Raw genomic sequence first — 18,581 nt, 5'->3', positions numbered from 1 at the left:
GACCGCGCGCTGTCCGCCGTACCCGAGGGAGGGCCCCGTGACATCAGCCGATCGGCCACAGCCGCCACAGCCCGGGCAGCCGGCACGGCATCCGGCGCTCGCCGTACCCAACGTGGTGATCACGGCCGACTCGGCCGGGCAGGGCGCGGTTCCCGCCCGCTCCGAGGTGACGGCCGGATGACCGCCGAGCTCCCCTTCTTCGTGTACGGGACCCTGCGCCCGGGGGAGGTCAACCACGACCTGTTCCTGCGGGGCCGCACGGCCGCCGAGGAGCCCGCCCGGCTCCCGGACGCGCTGCTGTACGACGGCCCCGGCTACCCGTACGCGGTCCCGCAGCCGGGATCGGAGATCGTAGGCGAGCTGATCACCGCGGCACCCGGCGCGTACGGGGGGCTGCTGGCCGAACTGGACCGGCTGGAGGAGTACCACGGCCCCGACCGGCCGCTGAACGTCTACGACCGGGTCCGCCGGGACGCGGTCCGCCCGGACGGCACCCGGACCCCCGCCTGGGTCTACCTGGCGGCCCCGCTGCTGGCCCGCAGGCTGCGCGAGTCCGGCACCCGGATACCGAGCGGCGACTGGTTCCGGCGGGCGTAGGCCGCCGGGCCTACAGGCCCTCGGCGCCGCGGTTGCGCAGGCGCTGCCCGTACTGCTGGAGGACCCAGAGTTCCTCCTGGACCGCTGCCAGCTGCTCCGGCGGGGCCTGGGTGCCCAGGCGCGACATCGTGCCCTGGATCTCGTGGACCCGGCGGTCGACCGCGCGCAGCCGGACCTGGACCAGCTGGACCCCGGCGTAGACCTCGTCCACCGTCTTGGCGTGGATGGCCTCGACCGCCAGCTCGGTGACGAGCGCGCGGACCGTGTCGTTCGGCGCGGCGTCACGGACCCGGGCCAGGTAGTCGTCGGTGCCCAGGGACGCGCCGCCGGCGGCCTGGATGGCCTCGCGGACCGCCGCGTACGGCGGGGCGGTGAACTCGTCGACCCCGTAGGCGTCGAAGGCCGGCGAGACCAGGGCCGGCCGCTGGAGCGCCAGCTTGAGCAGCTCGCGCTCGGTGCGGTGTGCGGGGCTGCGCAGGTTGAGCGCCGGGCCGCCGCCCACGGGTGCGCTCGGCGCGGGGGCCGCCTCGTACGAGGACGCCTGCGACGGCCGGCCGCGGCCCTGCTGCTGCCCGCCGGGCTGGTTGCCCCGCTCCCGCGCCCAGCGCGCCAGCTGGGCGACCCGCTTGACGACGAACTGCTCGTCCCGGATGCCGAGCATGCCCGCCAGCTGGACCGCCGACTCGTGCTGGATCGCGATGTTCTTGATGTTGGCGACGACCGGCGCCGCCTCGTCCAGCGCGGCCGCCCGGCCCGCCGGGTTCTCCAGGTTGTGCCGGGCCACGATGTGCCGCAGGGCGAACTCGAACAGCGGGGTACGGGCCTCCACCAGCCCGGCCACCGCGGCGTCCCCCTGCGCCAGGCGCAGGTCGCACGGGTCCATGCCGCCGGGGGCGATGGTGATGGAGGTTTCGGCGGCGAACTTCTGGTCGTCCTCGAAGGCGCGAAGCGCGGCCTTCTGGCCGGCCGCGTCGCCGTCGAAGGTGAAGATGACCTCGGCGGTCGCGTTGTCCATCAGCAGGCGGCGCAGGATCTTGATGTGGTCGCCGCCGAAGGCGGTGCCGCACGTCGCGATCGCGGTCGTGACCCCGGCCATGTGGCAGGCCATCACGTCCGTGTAGCCCTCGACCACCACGGCCCGCGAGGTCTTCGCGATCTCCTTCTTCGCCAGGTCGATGCCGTACAGCACCTGGGACTTCTTGTAGATCGCCGTCTCCGGCGTGTTCAGGTACTTCGGCCCGTTGTCGTCGTCGCGCAGCTTGCGCGCGCCGAAGCCGACCACCTCGCCGCTGATGTCGCGGATCGGCCACATCAGCCGGCCGCGGAAGCGGTCGATGGGCTTGCCGCTGCGGCTGTCCTGGGCCAGGCCGGAGGTGATCAGCTCCTTGTCGCTGAAGCCCTTGCCGCGCAGGAAGCGGGTCAGGTGGTCCCAGCCCGCCGGGCTGTACCCGACGCTGAAGTGCTCGGCCGCGGCCTGGTCGAAGCCGCGCTCGGCGAGGAACCTGCGGCCGATCTCCGCCTCGGCGCTGCCCAGCTGCTCGACGTAGAACTGGGCGGCCGCCTTGTGGGCCTCGACCAGCCGGATGCGCTCGCCGCGGCCACTGGTGCCGGCGGTGTACCCGCCCTCCTCGTACCGGAGGGTGATGCCGGCCTGTCCGGCGAGGCGCTCGACGGCCTCCGAGAACGACAGGTGGTCGATCTTCATGATGAAGTCGAGGGTGTCCCCGCCCGCCTGGCAGCCGAAGCAGTGGTAGAGACCCTTGCTGGGGCTGACCTGGAAGGACGGGGACTTCTCGTCGTGGAAGGGGCAGAGGCCCTTGAGGTTGCCGCCGCCCGCGTTGCGCAGCTGGAGGTAGTCGGAGACCACGGCGTCGATCGGGACCGCGTCCCGTACCGCCTTCACATCGTCGTCGTTGATCCGTCCTGCCACCCGTGAAGTCTACGGCCGGGCGCCCGTGAACCCGTCAGGCCCCCTGCCGCAGCCGTCAGGCCCCAGGCGCCTCCACCAGGGAGTCAAGCGGAACCGACGGGTCCGACAGGGCCTCGCGGTTGACCGGCGCCTTCGACCGGATCAGGGCCTGGATGTGCTCGGTGACATCCCACACATTCACGTTCATCCCGGCCAGCACCCGCCCGTCCGACAGCCAGAACGCGATGAACTCCCGCTTGGCCACGTCGCCGCGGATCAGCACCTGGTCGTAGCCGCCGGCCGGGGCGTACCCCGAGTACTCCAGGCCCACGTCGTACTGGTCGGAGAAGAAGTACGGGACCCGGTCGTACGAGACCGGCTGGCCCAGCATCGCCCGCGCCGCGGCCGGGCCGCCGTTGAGCGCGTTGGCCCAGTGCTCGACCCGCAGCCGGGTCCCGAGCAGGGGGTGGTGCGCCGCGGCCACGTCCCCGACGGCGAACACGTCCGGGTCGCTGGTCCGCAGCGAGGCGTCCACGGCGATGCCGCCGCCGTGCTGCCGGTCGACCAGGGCCAGCCCGGAGGTCTCGGCGAGCGCGGTCCGCGGCGCCGCCCCGATCGCCGCGAGCACGGCGTGCGCCGGATGCTCCTCCCCGTCGTCGGTCCGGGCCGCGAGCACCATGCCGTCGTGCCCGACGATCTCGGTGAGCCGCGCACCGAAGTGGAAGCGGACCCCGTGCTCCGCGTGCAGGTCCCCGAAGAGCCGGCCGATCTCCGGACCGAGCACCGCGTGCAGCGGGGTGGCCAGCGGCTCGATCACGGTGACCTCGGCCCCGTACCCGCGGGCCGCGGCGGCGACCTCCAGCCCGATCCACCCGGCGCCCGCGATCAGCAGGTGCCCGTTGTCCCGGCCGAGGGTGGCCAGTACGCCCTTCAGCCGCTCGGCGTGGGCGAGCCGGCGCAGGTGGTGCACCCCGGCCAGGCCCGTGCCCGGGATGTCGAGGCGGCGCGGCTCGGCCCCGGTGGCCAGCAGCAGCTTGTCGTAGTGCAGCGCGGTGCCGTCACCGAGGACCACCTTGCGGGCCTCCCGGTCCAGCTGGACCGCCGGCTGGCCCAGGTGCAGCTCGATGTCGGCCTTCGCGTACCAGGACGGCTCGTGCACGAAGACACTGTCGCGCTCCTCCTTGCCCTGGAGGTACCCCTTGGACAGCGGGGGCCGTTCGTAGGGATGGTCGCGCTCGTCGCCGACCAGGATCACCCGCCCCGTGAACCCCTCGGACCTCAGCGCCTCCGCCGCCTTGGCCCCGGCGAGCCCTGCGCCGACGATGACGAATGTCCGGTGTGCGTCGACCACCTGATGCCTCCTCATAACCTCTCCGCCACATGCGACCACATGCGAGCGTCCCGCACTGAGCCTGCCGCGTGAAGGGGGAATGGCCCGATCGGCTCACCCGACCGCACGGCGCGCGCGCCGCGTGAGCCGGGCGTGCAGGGAGCGCGCGGAGGCGTCCGTGAGCGCCGCGATCTGGTCGATGACCGCCCGTTTGCGCGCCCTGTCGTCGGGCGCGGCGTCGAAGATCGCCCGGAACTGGGGGTCCAGGCCCTCGGGGGCGCGGGCGCTGAGGGCCTCGGCGAGTTCGGCCAGGACGATGCGCTGGTCGGCGCGGAGCCGCTCCTGCTCGTCGCGCTGCATCACGTACAGGTCGGCCACGGCCTTGAGGACCGCGCACTCGTTGCGCGCCTCCCGCGGGACGACCAGCTCGGCCGCGTACCGGGTCAGCCGGCCGGAGCCGTACGCCTCGCGGGTGGCGCCCTCGGCGGCCAGACAGAAGCGGCCGATCAGCTGGCTGGTGGCGTCCTTGAGTCGGGCCTGGGCCACGGCCGACCCGTCGTACCCGTGCGGCCACCACTCCTGCTCCATCAACCGGTCGAGGGCCTCGCGCAGCTCCTCCGGCTCGGTGCCGGCCGGCACGTACCGGCCGATCGCGACCTGCCAGATGGTGGTGCGCTCGGGCTCGGCGAAGAGGAGGTTGGGGTCGAGGTGCCCGGCGTGCAGCCCGTCCTCGAAGTCGTGGACGGAGTACGCGACGTCGTCCGACCAATCCATCACCTGGGCCTCGAAGCACTTGCGGTCCGCGGGCGCGCCGCGCCGCAGCCACTCGAAGACCGGCAGGTCGTCCTCGTACGCGCCGAACTTGACCGAGTCGGGATCGGTGGGATGGCCGCCGCGGGCCCAGGGGTACTTGGTGGCGGCGTCCAGGCAGGCGCGGGTGAGGTTGAGGCCGACGCTGACGAGCTCGCCGGTGGCCGGGTCGGGCACGAACCGCTTCGGCTCCAGGCGGGTCAGCAGGCGCAGCGACTGGGCGTTGCCCTCGAAGCCGCCGCAGTCCTTGGCGAACTCGTTCAGCGCCTCCTCGCCGTTGTGCCCGAACGGCGGATGGCCCATGTCGTGCGAGAGGCAGGCGGCCTCGACCAGGTCGGGATCGCAGCCGAGGGCCGCTCCGAGCTCGCGGCCGACCTGGGCGCACTCCAGGGAGTGCGTCAGGCGGGTACGGGGGCTGGCGTCCCAGTCGTACGAGCGGCTGCCGGGGGTGACCACCTGGGTCTTCCCGGCGAGGCGGCGCAGCGCGCCGGAGTGCAGCACACGGGCCCGGTCGCGCTGGAAGGCGGTCCGGCCGGGGCGTTTGTCGGGCTCGGCCGCCCAGCGCTCGGTGTCGGACGCGTCGTACGGGGCGCCGGGGGCGTCCGGGCCGGGGTGCGGGACGGGTGGGGTGCCGGTGCGTTCCATGCCTTCCATGCTCAGACGGTAACCGGGAACACCGACAATGCGACCAATCTGAGCAATAGGCGCCAACGCGGTCTTTATGCGGTGGCCAGTTTCAGGGGGGCCGCGGAGGGCAGGGGGGTGAGCTGCCGTGCCAGGGCCTCGTCGTAGCGCTGGAGCACGAGGCGGGCCAGGGCCGGGTGGTCGCCGAGCGGGGCGGCCGCAGGTCCCGGCGCGGCGGCGGCGCACTGCGTGGCGAAGCGCCCGGGGGCGGTGAAGTACGAGGCCACCGCGATCCGGTGGTGGCCGCGGGCGGTGAGGGCGCGGACGGCGTCGGGGACGGTCGGGGCGGCTGCGGAGGCGTAGGCCGGTACGACGGCCGCGCCGCCGAGGCGTTCGGAGAGCAGGGCGGCGGTGCGGCGGGTGTCGGCCGCCGAGTCGGGGTCGCGGGAGCCCGCGGCGGCGAGGACGGCCGCGGTGTCGGCGCCGGCGGCCCAGCCGGCCTCCAGGAGCCGCTCGTACAGGGCCTCGACCAGCAGGGGGTGCGGGCCGAGCGGAGCGGCGACGCGGGTGTCGAGGTGGGCGGCGCGGGCGGCGGCCGCGGGGAGGTCCCGTTTGACGTGGTGGCCGCGGCCCAGGAGCAGCGGGACGAGCACGGCCGAGCCCCCGGCGCCGCGGAGGGTCTCGCCGAGCAGGGGCCGGTTCAGCTCGATGTGGCCGAGCCGGACGTCGAGACGGGGGCGGAGCTCGCGGATCCGGTCGAGGAGGGCCAGGACGGCGGGGAGGGCGCGGGGGTCGCGGCTGCCGTGGGCGACGGCGACGAGGGTGTGCTGCATGCGGGGGCTCCGTCGGACCGGCCCCCCGCCGGGCGCCACGGGCGCAAGCCGCTGAGCTGCGTGCCGAGTTGGGTGCTGATCCGGGTCAGCAGCTCCGTGGCGGTGGCGGGGGGAAAGGGGAGGGGCAGGGACTCGGGAGGGTGCACCAGCTCCGTCATGAACCGATCCTGCGGGGCGCAGATGTCGGTGGCGTTGCGCCGGGGTGACGGGTGTTTACCGGGAGCTCACCCGCTCATTCGTACGAGTGAAAGGCGGGGGGAGGGGAACTGGGGTGCGGGCGTAGATCGTCAATGTGTGCGAACGGCGTGTGGTGCAACGGGGGGATCGGCCATGAAGTGGAAGTCGAAGGCGGAGTCGGGGACGGGGGCGGACTCGCAGCAGAAGCGGAAGCCGAAGCCGATGACGGGCTGGATGAGGACGGTGGCGGGTCGGCGGCGGGCCGTCCGGGCGGTGGTGGCCGGGTGCGTGCTGTTGCTGCTGCCCTCGGCGTGGACGCACGCGGCGGCCGCGGACCGGCTGCGGAGCACGGCCGACGCGCCGGCCGCCGAGGTCGCGGTGGTGTTCGGGGCGGGGCTGTGGAACGGGAAGCCGACCCCGTATCTGGCCAGACGGCTCGACGCGGCGGTGGAGCTGTACCGCACGGGCAAGGTCAAGGTCGTGCTCGTCTCCGGGGACAACAGCCGCACCGAGTACGACGAGCCCGACGCGATGCGGACGTACCTGACGGCCCACGGGGTGCCGGGTGACCGCGTCGTCAGCGACTTCGCCGGGTTCGACACATGGGACTCCTGCGTCCGGGCCAAGGAGATCTTCGGGGTGAAGCGGGCGGTGCTGATCAGCCAGGGCTTCCACATACGCCGGGCCGTGGCGCTGTGCGGTGCGGCGGGCCTGGATTCGTACGGGGTCGGGGTGGACGACGAGCACGATGCGACCTGGTACTACGGGGGCACGCGCGAGGTCTTCGCGGCGGGCAAGGCGGCGCTGGACGCGGCCTTCAAGCCGGAGCCGCGGTTCCTGGGGCCGAAGGAGCCGGGGGTGTCGCGGGTCCTGGGGGCTCTGGCAGACTGACGCACCGTCGGCAGGGTATGCCGATTAGTCATATGCCTTCGTCAGGGGTGTGGAGCGTGGCCGTTGTGGATCTGACGGGCAAGGCCGTCGTCATCACCGGGGGAGCGCGCGGGCTGGGCGCGGCGGCCGCGCGGGCCGTCGTGGACGGGGGCGGCAGCGTACTGATCACCGATGTGCTGGAGGCGGAGGGTGCGCGGACGGCGGCGGGGCTCGGCGCCGAGGCCCGGTTCCTGCGGCACGACGTCACGAGCGAGGCCGACTGGCAGGCCGCCCTCGACCACGCGGTGGCCCAGTTCGGCCGGATCGACGGGCTCGTCAACAACGCCGGCATAGCCACCGGCCGACTCCTGGAGCACGAGAGCATCGAGCACTTCCGGCAGGTCGTCGAGGTCAACCTGGTCGGCACCTTCATCGGCATCAAGGCCGCGATACCGCTGCTGCGGGCCAACGGCGGCGGATCCATCGTCAACATCTCCTCCGCGGCCGGGCTCACCGGCCTGGCGCTCACCGCCGGGTACGGGGCCTCCAAGTGGGGCGTGCGCGGCCTGTCGAAGATCGGCGCGGTCGAGCTCGCCGAGGCGGGGATCCGCGTCAACTCCGTGCACCCGGGAATGACGCTGACCCCGATGACGGCGCCGATCGGCATCCAGCCCGGCGAGGGCCGCTTCCCCGGCGCCCCGATGGGCCGCGTCGGTGCCCCCGAGGAGACAGCCGCAGCAGTCGCCTTCCTCCTCTCCGACGCCGCCGCGTACATGACCGGCGCCGAACTGGCAGTGGACGGCGGCTGGACGGCCGGACCGCCGATCAAGCCGCCGGCATCCCTCTGACCCGGCTCACGCCCTCACCGAGCGGCGCGGGCCGCGCTGAGGTGGCCGTACGAGAGGCGTAACCGGGGGCTGCGGCCGGCGTAACACCGGTGGCGCAGGCTGGGCCGCATGCGCACCCCGGAATCCGCCACCGCCACGCACTGCCCGTACTGCGCGCTGCAGTGCGGGATGAATCTCCGCCCTGAGCCGGGCGGCGCGAGCGTGGCGGTGGAGGAGCGGGCCGACTTCCCCGTGAACCGGGGCGCGCTGTGCGGCAAGGGGCGGACCGCCCCCGCCGTGCTCTCCTCCCGGGTGCGCCTGACCGGGCCGCTCGTCCGCACCCACGCCACCGGAGCGCTGGAGCCGGCCACCTGGGAGGAGGCCCTCGACGCCGTCGCCGAGGGCCTCGCCCGGACGGGCCGTACGCACGGACCCGACGCGGTCGGGGTGTTCGGGGGCGGCGGGCTGACCAACGAGAAGGCCTACGCGCTCGGCAAGTTCGCCCGCGTCGCCCTGCGGACCTCGCAGATCGACTACAACGGCCGCTTCTGCATGTCCTCGGCGGCCGCCGCCCACCAGCGGGCCTTCGGGCTGGACCGCGGACTCCCCTTCCCCCTGGAGGACATCCCGCGGACCGGCTGCGTCATCCTCGTCGGCTCGAACCCGGCCGAGACCATGCCGCCGGCCCTGCGCTACCTCACCGAGCTCAAGGCGAACGGCGGCACGCTGATCGTCGTCGACCCGCGCCGGACCCGCACCGCCGAGCAGGCCGACCTGCACCTGGCCCCCCGTCCCGGGACGGACCTCGCCCTGGCCCTCGGCCTGCTGCACCTGGTCGTCGCCGAGGGACGCACCGACGAGGAGTTCATCGCCGAGCGCACCACCGGCTGGGCGCAGGCCCGGGCCGCGGCCATGGCGCACTGGCCGGAGCTGGTGGAGCGGATCACCGGCGTGCCCGTACCCAAACTCCGCGAGGCCGTCGCCCTGTTCTGCGCACAGCCCTCCGCGATGGTCCTGACCGCCCGCGGGCCCGAGCAGCAGTCCAAGGGCACCGACACCGTCGGCGCGTGGATCAACCTCTGCCTGGCCACCGGCCGCGCCGGCCGCCCGCTGTCCGGGTACGGCTGCCTCACCGGCCAGGGCAACGGGCAAGGCGGCCGCGAGCACGGCCAGAAAGCCGACCAGCTCCCCGGCTACCGCAAGCTCACCGACCCGGCCGCGCGGGCGCACGTCGCCGAGGTCTGGGGCGTCGACCCCGACGGCCTGCCCGGGCCCGGCCGCAGCGCGTACGAACTCCTCGACGCCCTCGGCACGGAGGTGAAGGCCCTCCTCCTCATGGGCTCCAACCCGGTGGTCTCGGCCCCCCGCGCCGCCCACGTCGAAGACCGCATCCGCTCACTGGACTTCCTGGCGGTGGCGGACGTGGTCCTCTCCGAGACGGCGGCCCTCGCGGACGTGGTCCTCCCCGTCGCCCAGTGGGCGGAGGAGACCGGGACCACCACCAACCTGGAAGGCCGGGTCCTGCTGCGCCGCCGGGCCCTGACCCCGCCGCCGGGGGTGCGCACCGACCTGGACGTCCTGCACGGCCTGGCCACCCGCCTCGGCATCGAGAAGGGCTTCCCGACCGACCCCCAGGAGGTCTTCGAGGAGCTCCGCCGCGCCTCGGCCGGCGGCCCGGCGGACTACTCGGGCATCTCCTACGCCCGCATCGAAGCCGAACAGGGCGTCTTCTGGCCCTGCCCGGACGACTCCCACGCAGGCACCCCGCGCCTCTTCCTGGACCGCTTCGCCACCGACGACGGCCGGGCCCGCTTCGCCCCCGTATCCCACCGCGACGCGGCCGAGGTCCCGGACGACGAGTACCCGGTCCTGCTCACCACCGGCCGCGTGGTCGCCCAGTACCAGTCGGGTGCCCAGACCCGCCGCGTGGAAGAGCTGAACGCCGCCGCCCCCGGCCCCTTCGTGGAACTGCATCCGCGTCTCGCGGCCCGCATCGGCGCGGTCGAGGGAGCCCCGCTCGCGGTCGTCTCCCGCCGCGGCCGGGCCGTGGCCCCGGCCCGCATCACGGACACCATCCGCGCGGACACGGTCTTCATGCCGTTCCACTGGCCGGGCGAGGGCCGCGCCAACAGCCTGACCAACCCGGCCCTCGACCCGGTCTCCCGAATGCCGGAGTTCAAGGTCTGCGCGGTCCGCGTCGAGCCCGTCCGGGAGGGCATCTGAGCCGTCCCTTCCGGATCTCGCCCGACCCGCAGGATCCGAAAGAGACGGCCTAGTCGAAGGCCGGGCGCAGTGCCTCGACCAGCCGCTCCACGAAGGCCGCCTCGCCGGCTGACGCCAGGTGGGGGTACTCGGCCTCGAAGTGCTCCCACTCCGTGCCGGGGTAAGCGGCGTCGGCCAGGTTCGCGAAGTCCTGGAGCTCAACCTCCCGGTCGGGCAGGGGCCACTCGCCCGCCAGCCGGAACACGTCCTGGAGCAGCCCGTACGGCAGCGCGTACCGCTCGGCCAGCAGGACCGCGTCGTAGAGGTCCTTGCCCTGCGGATGCGCGTCGCTGAGGATCCACAGCAGTTTCCAGGCCAGCGAGAGCGCGGGCGACGCCGCCAGTACGGCGGCGCCGCAGCCGAGTTCGACCGGCTCGGGCGGCGCCGCCAGGTGCTCGTTGAAGACGAAGTCCAGCTGGACCTGCCCGGCGGGCAGCCCCGGCACCGACCAGGGCAGCACCATCCGCTGCCCCGGCACCCGGTCGTACGTCCAGATGCGCTCGCGGACCGCGCCCGAGGCCTTGAGCCCGGCCCGCCCGTCGGCCGCCGCCGCGATGCCGTCCAGCATCCGCGCGCTGCGCCCGCCGGCCAACGCCTGTGTCTCCGGGACCACCACGAAGTCCAGGTCGCCCGGCTCCCGGGCGGCCTCCCCGAACCAGTCGGCGAGCAGCACACTGCCGCGCAGCACCAGCGAGTCCGCCCATTCGGAGCCCGAGACGGCCAGCAGCACGGCGTCCATCGCCGCCCGCCGCGCACTCGTCCACGCGGCGGTCCGCTCCGGGTCGTCGAAGACCGGATCACCCGCACGATAGGCCCGCTGGAGGTGTTTCACGGACGGGTCGAAGACGGGCCGCTGCCGTACGCCGGCCCCGGCCACCGGCCGCAGCGTCCGCGGCAGTTCCCGCCTCGCCCGCGTCTCCTCGTCCAGCGGCTCCCGCGGCAGCTCGGTGCTCCGCCAGTCGAACTCCCGCCACGTACTCATCGCGCTCCCGCTCCCGCTCTCACACCCACGCCGCTCGTGCCACCGTCTCCGCTTCGATCCAGCCGTCGTCCACCGACAGGTTGCTGTCGTACAGCACGAACTCCCTCTCCTCGGAGCGGATTTCGTACCCGGCGCCCGTGAGGTCCGCGATCAGGGCGTCGCAGGACGCCGTCGCCTCCTCCGCCGTACCCCGCCACCGCTGGGTCACGAACCGCTCGTGGCGGCCCTCGGGACGGCACCGGCGCGCGTTCCACGACAGGTGCGCCCCGTGGGGGGTCACCAGGGCTTCCAGGGCGGCCCGGTCGAAGTCCGCCGGCAGTGGCAGCTTGAGGTGGTGCTCGAAGTAGCCGCCGCCCCGGCCCGGGCGGTCCGTGGTCCAGGGAACCGTCTCCACCTTGACCCGGACCGGGTCGAAGCCCGCCGTCCGCAGCCGGGGCACCAGGGCCTCGTGGCCGTCGCGGTCCGGCAGCGTCAGCATCGGCTGCGAGACCATCCGGCCCCGGGCCAGCAGGATGTGCGTCACCTTCAGCCCCCGCCCTCCGGCCCACGCTTCGAGCCGCGCCAGCTCCCCCGGGTCCTGGCAGCGCACCGTGACGTGGGTTTCGTACTCGGACATGGCGTCGATCTTCTCGGACATGCGTCCGGTCCGCATCGGGATTCCCGGCGGGGGGTAACCATCCGGTCACGCACCGGACTCAGAAAGTGCTCGCACGCCCCTCGTGGCGGCGATGTGTCGTACCCCACACTGAAGTGCGGTGCCCCCGTCCTCGGAGCCCTGGAGGTCGCCCCCGTGCAGACCCAGATCCTGACCGTCAACGTGAGCCCGCCCGTCCAAGACACCGAGGCCACTGTGGGTGAAGAACCCGAGGTCGACGCCGTGGACGAGGAGCCCGAAGAGCCCGAGGTGCTGGAGCTCGCCGAGCAGGTGCCCGCGCCGCGCCGGCGCGCCGAGACCGGCGGAGCGGGCCCTTCCGCCGACCTGTTCCGCCAGTACCTGCGCGAGATAGGCAGGATCCCGCTGCTCTCCGCCGCCGAGGAGGTCGAGCTCGCGCGCCGCGTCGAAGCCGGCCTGTTCGCCGAGGAGAAGCTGGGCAACACCCCCGACCTCGACCTGCGGCTCGCCCTCGACCTCGACAAGCTCGTCGTCATGGGCCGGATGGCCAAGAGGCGCCTCATCGAGTCGAACCTCCGGCTCGTCGTCTCCGTCGCGAAGCGCTACGTGGGCCGCGGGCTCACCATGCTCGACCTCGTGCAGGAGGGGAACCTCGGACTCATCCGGGCCGTCGAGAAGTTCGACTACGCCCGCGGCTACAAGTTCTCCACCTACGCCACCTGGTGGATCCGGCAGGCGATGTCGCGGGCCCTCGCCGACCAGGCCCGCACCATCCGCGTGCCCGTCCACGTCGTCGAGCTGATCAACCGCGTCGTGCGCGTCCAGCGCCGCATGCTGCAGGAGCGCGGGTACGAGCCCACCGCCGAAGAGGTCGCCGTCCACCTGGAGCTGACCCCCGAGCGGGTATTGGAAGTACTGCGCCTCGCCCAGGAGCCCGTCTCGCTCCACGCGCCGGTCGGCGAGGAGGACGACGTCGCCCTCGGCGACCTGATCGAAGACGGGGACGCCGCCTCGCCCATGGAGTCCGCCGCGTTCTTCCTGCTCCGCGAGCACCTGGAAGCCGTGCTGTCGACCCTCGGCGAGCGCGAGCGCAAGGTCGTGCAGCTGCGCTACGGCCTGGCCGACGGCAGGCCCCGCACCCTGGAGGAGATCGGGCGGATCTTCGGCGTGACCCGCGAACGGATCCGGCAGATCGAGTCCAAGACGCTCAACAAGCTGCGCGACCACGCCTTCGCAGACCAGCTCCGCGGCTACCTGGACTGAGCCCGGAGCCCGGAGCCCGGAGCCCGGAGCCCGGAGATCGCGGACGGGGTACGGAGAAGGGGTGCCCCCCCGTCCGGAGGGCACCCCCACAGCCAGCCGGCACGCCGACGCTAGTCGACCTCGGCCACCGCCTGAGCGAACTGCGCCGCGTACAGGCGCGCGTACGCGCCCTCCGCGTCCAGCAGCTCCTCGTGCGTGCCCTGCTCCACGATCGAGCCGTTCTCCATCACCAGGATCACGTCCGCGTCGCGGATCGTGGACAGCCGGTGCGCGATCACGAAGGACGTACGGCCGTGCGCCAGGCGCGCCATCGCCTTCTGGATCAGCACCTCGGTACGGGTGTCCACCGAGCTCGTCGCCTCGTCGAGGACCAGGATCACCGGGTCCGACAGGAACGCCCGGGCGATGGTGATCAGCTGCTTCTCGCCCGCGCTGACGCCCGCGCCCTCGTCGTCCAGGACGGTGTCGTAGCCGTCCGGCAGGGTGCGGATGAACCGGTCCGCGTGGGCGGCGCGCGCCGCCTCCTCGATCTCGGCGCGCGTGACCTCGCGCGCCGCGCCGTACGCGATGTTCTCCGCGATGGTCCCGCCGAACAGCCAGGTGTCCTGGAGCACCATGCCGATGGCGCCGCGCAGTTCCTCGCGGGTCATCTTCGCGATGTCCACCCCGTCCAGGGCGATCTCGCCGCCCGTGACCTCGTAGAACCGCATCAGCAGGTTCACGAGCGTGGTCTTGCCGGCGCCCGTCGGGCCGACGATCGCGACCGTGTGGCCGGGCTCGACCGTCAGCGACAGGTTCTCGATCAGCGGCTTGTCCGGCTCGTAGCGGAAGGCCACCTTGTCGAGCGTGACCTGGCCGCGGATCCGCTCCGGACGCTCCGGAACCTCGGCGTCCGGCTCCTGCTCCTCCGCGTCGAGCAGCTCGTACACCCGCTCCGCCGAGGCGACACCGGACTGCACCAGGTTCGCCATCGAGGCGACCTGCGTCAGCGGCATCGAGAACTGGCGCGAGTACTGGATGAAGGCCTGCACGTCACCGATCGACAGGCTGCCCGAGGCCACCCGCAGACCGCCGACGACCGCCACCAGCACGTAGTTGATGTTCGAGATGAAGAACATCACCGGCTGCATGATGCCGCTGACCAGCTGCGCCTTGAACGAGGCCCGGTACAGCGCCTCGTTCTGCTCGGCGAAGACCGCCGCGGACTCCTTCTGCCGGCCGAAGACCTTGACCAGCGTGTGGCCCGAGTACATCTCCTCGACGTGCGCGTTGAGCGCGCCCGTCGACTTCCACTGCGCCACGAACTGCGGCTGCGACTTCTTGCCGATCTTCGCCGCGACGAAGACCGACACCGGGATCGTCACCAGCGCGACCAGCGCCAGCAGCGGGGAGATCCAGAACATCATCGCCAGCACGCCGACGATCGTCAGCAGCGAGTTGAGCAGCTGGCCCATCGTCTGCTGGAGCGTCTGCCCGATGTTGTCGATGTCGTTGGTGGCCCGGCTGAGCACCTCGCCGCGCTTCTGCCGGTCGAAGTACGACAGCGGCAGCCGCGACAGCTTCGCCTGCAGCTCCTCGCGCAACCGGTACACGGTGCCGTTCATGATGTGGTTCGACAGCCGTGTCGCGACCAGCATCAGCAGGCCGGCGAGGGTGAAGACCACCAGCGCCCAGATCGCCACGGCCCCGACGGCACCGAAGTCGATGCCCTCGCCGGGGGTGAAGTCGGTGCCGGACAGCATGTCCGCCATCCCGCCCTCGCCCCTGGCGCGCAGCCCGTCCAGCGCCTGCTGCTTGGTGATCCCGGCCGGCATCTGCCGTCCGACGATCCCCGCGAAGACCAGGTCGGTCGCCTCGCCGAGGATCTTCGGGCCGACGACCGAGCAGCCGACGCTGCCGACCACGGCGACGACCATGCCCCACAGCTTGACCCGGTCCTGCGCGATCTGGCCCAGCAGCCGCTTGCCCGAGCCCTTGAAATCCATGGACCGCTCGGCCGGCCCCATCATCATCCGTCCTCCGGGCCCGCTCATGCGGCCTCCGCCTCCGTCAGCTGGGAGAGCACGATCTCCCGGTAGGTCTCGTTGTCGGCCATCAGCTCGTGGTGGCGTCCCTCGCCCACGACCTGGCCCTCGTCCAGCACGATGATCCGGTCGGCGTCGCGGATCGTGGAGACCCGCTGGGCGACGATGACCACCGTCGCCTCCTCCGTCTCGCGGGCGAGTGCCGCGCGCAGCGCCGCGTCCGTCGCGTAGTCGAGGGCCGAGAAGGAGTCGTCGAAGAGGTAGATCTCGGGGCGCTGCACCAGCGTTCGGGCGATGGCCAGGCGCTGGCGCTGGCCGCCGGAGACGTTCGTTCCGCCCTGGGTGATGGGCGCGTCCAGACCGCCCTCCAGCTCCGACACGAAGCCCTTGGCCTGCGCCACGTCCAGCGCGTGCCACAGCTCCTCGTCGGTGGCGTCGGGGCGCCCGTACCGCAGGTTGGAGGCGACGGTTCCGGAGAAGAGGTACGGCTTCTGCGGGACCATGCCGACCGTCTTGGCCAGCAGCTCCGGGTCGAGGCGGCGTACGTCCTCACCGTCGACCAGCACATCGCCGCCGGTCGCGTCGAACAGCCGCGGCACCAGGCCCAGCAGCGTGGACTTGCCGCTGCCGGTGGAGCCGATGACCGCGGTCGTCTCGCCGGGGCGGGCCAGCAGGTCCACCCCGCGCAGCACCGGCGCCTCGGCGCCGGGGTAGCGGAAGTCGGCACCGCGCAGCTCCAGCTGCCCGCGGGCGAGCAGCTTGCGCACGGGGTCGACGGGCGGGACCACGCTGGACTCGGTGTCCAGGACCTCCTGGACGCGCTCGGCGCAGACCTCGGCGCGCGGCACCATCATGAACATGAAGGTGGCCATCATCACGGCCATGACGATCTGCATGAGGTAGGCGAGGAAGGCCGTCAGCTGGCCGATCTCCATGCCCCCGCTGTCGATGCGCATCGCGCCGAACCAGATGACGGCGACGCTGGAGATGTTCACGACCACGATCACGGTCGGGAACATCAGCGCGAGCAGCCTGCCGGCCGCGAGGGAGACCCCGGTCAGGTCGGCGTTGGCCTCCCGGAAGCGGTCCTTCTCGTAGTCGTCGCGGATGAAGGCGCGGATCACGCGGTTGCCGGTGATCTGCTCGCGCAGCACCCGGTTCACGGTGTCCAGGCGGACCTGCATCTTGCGGAACAGCGGCCGCGTCCGGAAGACGATCGCGCCGACCGACAGGCCGAGGACGGGGACCACGGCCAGCAGGACGCCCGACAGCTTCACGTCGAGCGAGAGCGCCATGGCGATGCCGCCGATGCACATGATCGGCGCCGAGACCATCAGCGTGAAGGTCATCAGGACCAGCATCTGGATCTGCTGCACGTCGTTGGTCGTACGCGTGATCAGCGAGGGCGCGCCGAACTGGCCGAGCTCGCGCGCGGAGAAGCTCTGCACGCGGTCGAAGACCGAGGCGCGGATGTCGCGTCCGACGGCGGCGGCGGTACGGGCGCCGAAGTAGACGGCGCCGATGTTGCACGTGAGCTGGACGAGGGAGACGCCGAGCATCAGCGCGCCGAAGCGCAGGATGTAGCCGGTGTCCCCGCTGACGACACCGTTGTCGATGATGTCCGCGTTCAGCGTGGGCAGGTAGAGGCTTGCACTGGTCTGCAGCAGTTGCAGCAGCACCAGGAGGGCAATCGGTTTCCGGTACGGACCCAGATGGGTCCGCAGAAGTCGTATGAGCACGCGCAGGCTCCGGTCGGCAAGATCGAGGGGGTTCGCTCCATCTTCGGCCACCGCGCGGCCGATCCCCACCGGTTTTCGCAAAGGCCGGTCAAAAGGAGTAGACCGGCCCCCGGGCCTACTCCAGCGGCAGTACGCCCCGCGCCCGAGCGGTCGTCGGGATGCCCGCCCGCTCGCGCCCGGTCGCCCCCTGCCGCCCGGCCGCTCAGCCCTGGAACGCCCCCGGGTGGATCTGCTCCCGCGTCGCGATGTACTGCTGGCGCACCGCCTGCCAGGCCGGGTACTCCTCGCCCGGCTCGAAGACCTGCGCCGCCGGACCCGGCCACACCGGCGGGGTGTGCGGGGCCAGCGTGCCCTGCTGCACCCCGAGCGCCCAGGCGGCCTGGCGCGCGGCGCCCAGCGCCGCGTAGTCGGCCGGCGCCGGCACGACGACCTGCGTCCCGAACAGCCCCGGAGCCGCGGCCTGTACGGCGGGCAGCTCGGCCGCCGCGCCCAGCAGGAACACCCGGCGGATCTCCACCCCGCGCGAACGCAGCACGTCGAGCGCGTCGACCAGTCCGCACAGCATGCCCTCGAACGCGGCCCGCGCCAGGTGCTCCGGCTTCATCGAGTCCCGCCGCAGCCCGGACAGGGTCCCGGCGGTGTGCGGCAGGTTCGGCGTCCGCTCACCCTCCAGGTACGGCAGGAGCACCAGGCCGTGCGCACCCGGCGTGGACTTCAGCGCGAGCGCGGACAGCCCCTCCAGATCGGTGCCGAGCAGCTCGGCGGTGCCGCGCAGCGCCCGTACCGCGTTGGAGGTGTTCACGACCGGCAGGTGCATGCCGCTGGCGTCGGCCAGCGAGGTGATCAGCCCGCCCGGTTCCGACAGCGCCTCGCGGTGCACGGCCATCACCGAGCCGGAGGCGCCCAGCGAGACCACCGCGTCGCCGGGGCCCAGGCCCAGCCCGAGCGCGGCGGCCATGGTCTCCCCGGTACCGGCGGATATCAGCAGCCCCTCCGGTGTCATACCGGCGGCCTCGGCCGGCCCGAGCACCTCGGGCAGCAGCGCCATGTGCCCGAGCGCCAGTTCGACCAGGTCGGGGCGGTAGGAGCCGGTGGCCGGCGACCAGTACCCGGTACCCGAGGCCCCGCCCCGGTCGGTGGTCCGCCGGGCCGGCCGGCCCAGCAGCTGCCAGACCAGCCAGTCGTGCGCGGACATCAGGACGGCCACCCGGCGGGCCGCCTCCGGCTCGGTGCGGGCCAGCCAGGCCAGCTTCGCCACCGGTTGTGCGGAGTGCGGGACGGACCCGACGGCCTCGGCCCAGGCCTGCCGGCCGCCGAGCGCCTCGATCAGGTCGGCGGCGGCCACCTGTCCGCGCTTGTCGTTGCCGATCAGGGCCGGGCGCACGAGGGCGCCCTGCTGGTCCAGGGGCAGCAGCCCGTGCTGCTGCGCGGAGACGCCGATGGCCTGTACGCCTTCGAGGAGCCCGCCGCCGGCGGCTTCGCCGAGGGACAGCAGCCAGGCCTGCGGGTCGGTCTCGTGGGGGTGGACGCTCTCGGGATCGCCCGCCGGCTGCGGATGCGGGGCGTACCCCTGGCGCAGCACGGCACCCGTGTCGGTGTCACAGACGACGATGCGAGTGAAGGCGGAAGAGCTGTCCAGCCCGGCGACTATCCCCATGCGGAGAATTCTGCCGCACGCCGGGGCGGGATCCGGCGCCCGGAGGCGCCGGATCCCGCCCGGT

Annotated in this window: 15 protein-coding genes; 6 read left to right on the top strand and 9 right to left on the bottom strand. The window is 73.0% G+C overall.

The window, feature by feature from the left end:
• Window positions 1-37 precede the first annotated feature (37 nt).
• Together ACIBAD_RS09010 and ACIBAD_RS09005 are read left to right on the top strand one after the other, a co-directional pair.
• Window positions 38-181: a hypothetical protein gene (locus ACIBAD_RS09010; protein WP_166682171.1), complete on the top strand. Its 144-nt coding sequence runs from the start codon at window positions 38-40 to the stop codon at window positions 179-181.
• On the top strand, window positions 178-597 hold the full coding sequence (locus tag ACIBAD_RS09005; RefSeq protein WP_134075405.1) for a gamma-glutamylcyclotransferase family protein: 420 nt from the start codon (window positions 178-180) through the stop codon (window positions 595-597). The genes ACIBAD_RS09010 and ACIBAD_RS09005 overlap by 4 nt, the downstream gene beginning before the upstream one ends.
• 10 nt (window positions 598-607) lie before the next feature.
• On the opposite strand, the gene dnaG is transcribed toward ACIBAD_RS09005, so the two are convergent.
• From dnaG to ACIBAD_RS08985, 4 genes are all read right to left on the bottom strand, one after another.
• Window positions 608-2,527 (bottom strand): DNA primase, encoded by a 1,920-nt coding sequence (gene dnaG, locus ACIBAD_RS09000; protein ID WP_134075404.1) that lies wholly within the window; start codon window positions 2,525-2,527, stop codon window positions 608-610.
• A gap of 55 nt (window positions 2,528-2,582) precedes the next feature.
• Window positions 2,583-3,857, bottom strand: a complete 1,275-nt coding sequence (locus tag ACIBAD_RS08995) for an FAD-dependent oxidoreductase (RefSeq protein ID WP_134075403.1) — start codon at window positions 3,855-3,857, stop codon at window positions 2,583-2,585.
• Between the two features lie 93 nt (window positions 3,858-3,950).
• Window positions 3,951-5,291, bottom strand: a complete 1,341-nt coding sequence (locus tag ACIBAD_RS08990; protein WP_134075868.1) for a deoxyguanosinetriphosphate triphosphohydrolase — start codon at window positions 5,289-5,291, stop codon at window positions 3,951-3,953.
• A gap of 74 nt (window positions 5,292-5,365) precedes the next feature.
• Entirely contained in the window at window positions 5,366-6,103 is a 738-nt protein-coding gene (locus tag ACIBAD_RS08985; RefSeq protein WP_134075402.1) for a CbiX/SirB N-terminal domain-containing protein, read from the bottom strand.
• 399 nt (window positions 6,104-6,502) lie between these two features.
• On the opposite strand from ACIBAD_RS08985, the gene ACIBAD_RS08980 reads away from it, so the two are divergent.
• From ACIBAD_RS08980 to ACIBAD_RS08970, 3 genes are all read left to right on the top strand, one after another.
• On the top strand, window positions 6,503-7,171 hold the full coding sequence (locus tag ACIBAD_RS08980; RefSeq protein ID WP_134075866.1) for an ElyC/SanA/YdcF family protein: 669 nt from the start codon (window positions 6,503-6,505) through the stop codon (window positions 7,169-7,171).
• 56 nt (window positions 7,172-7,227) lie between these two features.
• Window positions 7,228-7,998 carry an SDR family oxidoreductase gene (locus ACIBAD_RS08975; RefSeq protein WP_398905483.1) on the top strand — a complete coding sequence of 257 codons (771 nt, stop codon included), beginning with the start codon at window positions 7,228-7,230 and terminating at the stop codon, window positions 7,996-7,998.
• Window positions 7,999-8,106: 108 nt separating this feature from the next.
• Window positions 8,107-10,200, top strand: coding sequence for a molybdopterin oxidoreductase family protein (locus ACIBAD_RS08970; protein WP_398905481.1), 2,094 nt, complete (start codon window positions 8,107-8,109; stop codon window positions 10,198-10,200).
• A 49-nt stretch (window positions 10,201-10,249) separates the two neighbouring features.
• Here ACIBAD_RS08970 and ACIBAD_RS08965 read toward each other — a convergent pair whose 3' ends face one another.
• Complete coding sequence (locus tag ACIBAD_RS08965) at window positions 10,250-11,221, bottom strand: nucleotidyl transferase AbiEii/AbiGii toxin family protein (RefSeq protein WP_398905479.1); 972 nt, start codon at window positions 11,219-11,221, stop codon at window positions 10,250-10,252.
• 19 nt (window positions 11,222-11,240) lie between these two features.
• Window positions 11,241-11,858 carry a hypothetical protein gene (locus ACIBAD_RS08960; protein WP_134075398.1) on the bottom strand — a complete coding sequence of 206 codons (618 nt, stop codon included), beginning with the start codon at window positions 11,856-11,858 and terminating at the stop codon, window positions 11,241-11,243.
• Between the two features lie 93 nt (window positions 11,859-11,951).
• Between ACIBAD_RS08960 and ACIBAD_RS08955 the strand changes: the two genes are divergently transcribed.
• Window positions 11,952-13,097 carry an RNA polymerase sigma factor gene (locus tag ACIBAD_RS08955; RefSeq protein ID WP_398905476.1) on the top strand — a complete coding sequence of 382 codons (1,146 nt, stop codon included), beginning with the start codon at window positions 11,952-11,954 and terminating at the stop codon, window positions 13,095-13,097.
• Window positions 13,098-13,207: 110 nt separating this feature from the next.
• Here the strand turns inward: ACIBAD_RS08955 and ACIBAD_RS08950 are convergent, their stop codons facing one another.
• The 3 genes from ACIBAD_RS08950 to ACIBAD_RS08940 form a co-directional block, all read right to left on the bottom strand.
• The gene (locus tag ACIBAD_RS08950) at window positions 13,208-15,130 is read right to left on the bottom strand and encodes an ABC transporter ATP-binding protein (protein WP_134075397.1); all 1,923 of its coding nucleotides are present in this window, start codon (window positions 15,128-15,130) and stop codon (window positions 13,208-13,210) included.
• Window positions 15,127-16,860, bottom strand: a complete 1,734-nt coding sequence (locus tag ACIBAD_RS08945) for an ABC transporter ATP-binding protein (RefSeq protein ID WP_134075396.1) — start codon at window positions 16,858-16,860, stop codon at window positions 15,127-15,129. Before ACIBAD_RS08945 ends, ACIBAD_RS08950 begins: the two co-directional genes overlap by 4 nt.
• 202 nt (window positions 16,861-17,062) lie before the next feature.
• Complete coding sequence (locus ACIBAD_RS08940) at window positions 17,063-18,517, bottom strand: FGGY family carbohydrate kinase (protein WP_134075395.1); 1,455 nt, start codon at window positions 18,515-18,517, stop codon at window positions 17,063-17,065.
• Between the last annotated feature and the right edge of the window lie 64 nt (window positions 18,518-18,581).

Source organism: Streptomyces sp. NPDC051109, from assembly GCF_044455885.1.
Lineage (GTDB): Bacteria > Actinomycetota > Actinomycetes > Streptomycetales > Streptomycetaceae > Streptomyces.
Note: the sequence above shows the minus strand (reverse complement) of the source record. Positions and strands in the feature narration are given on the sequence as shown.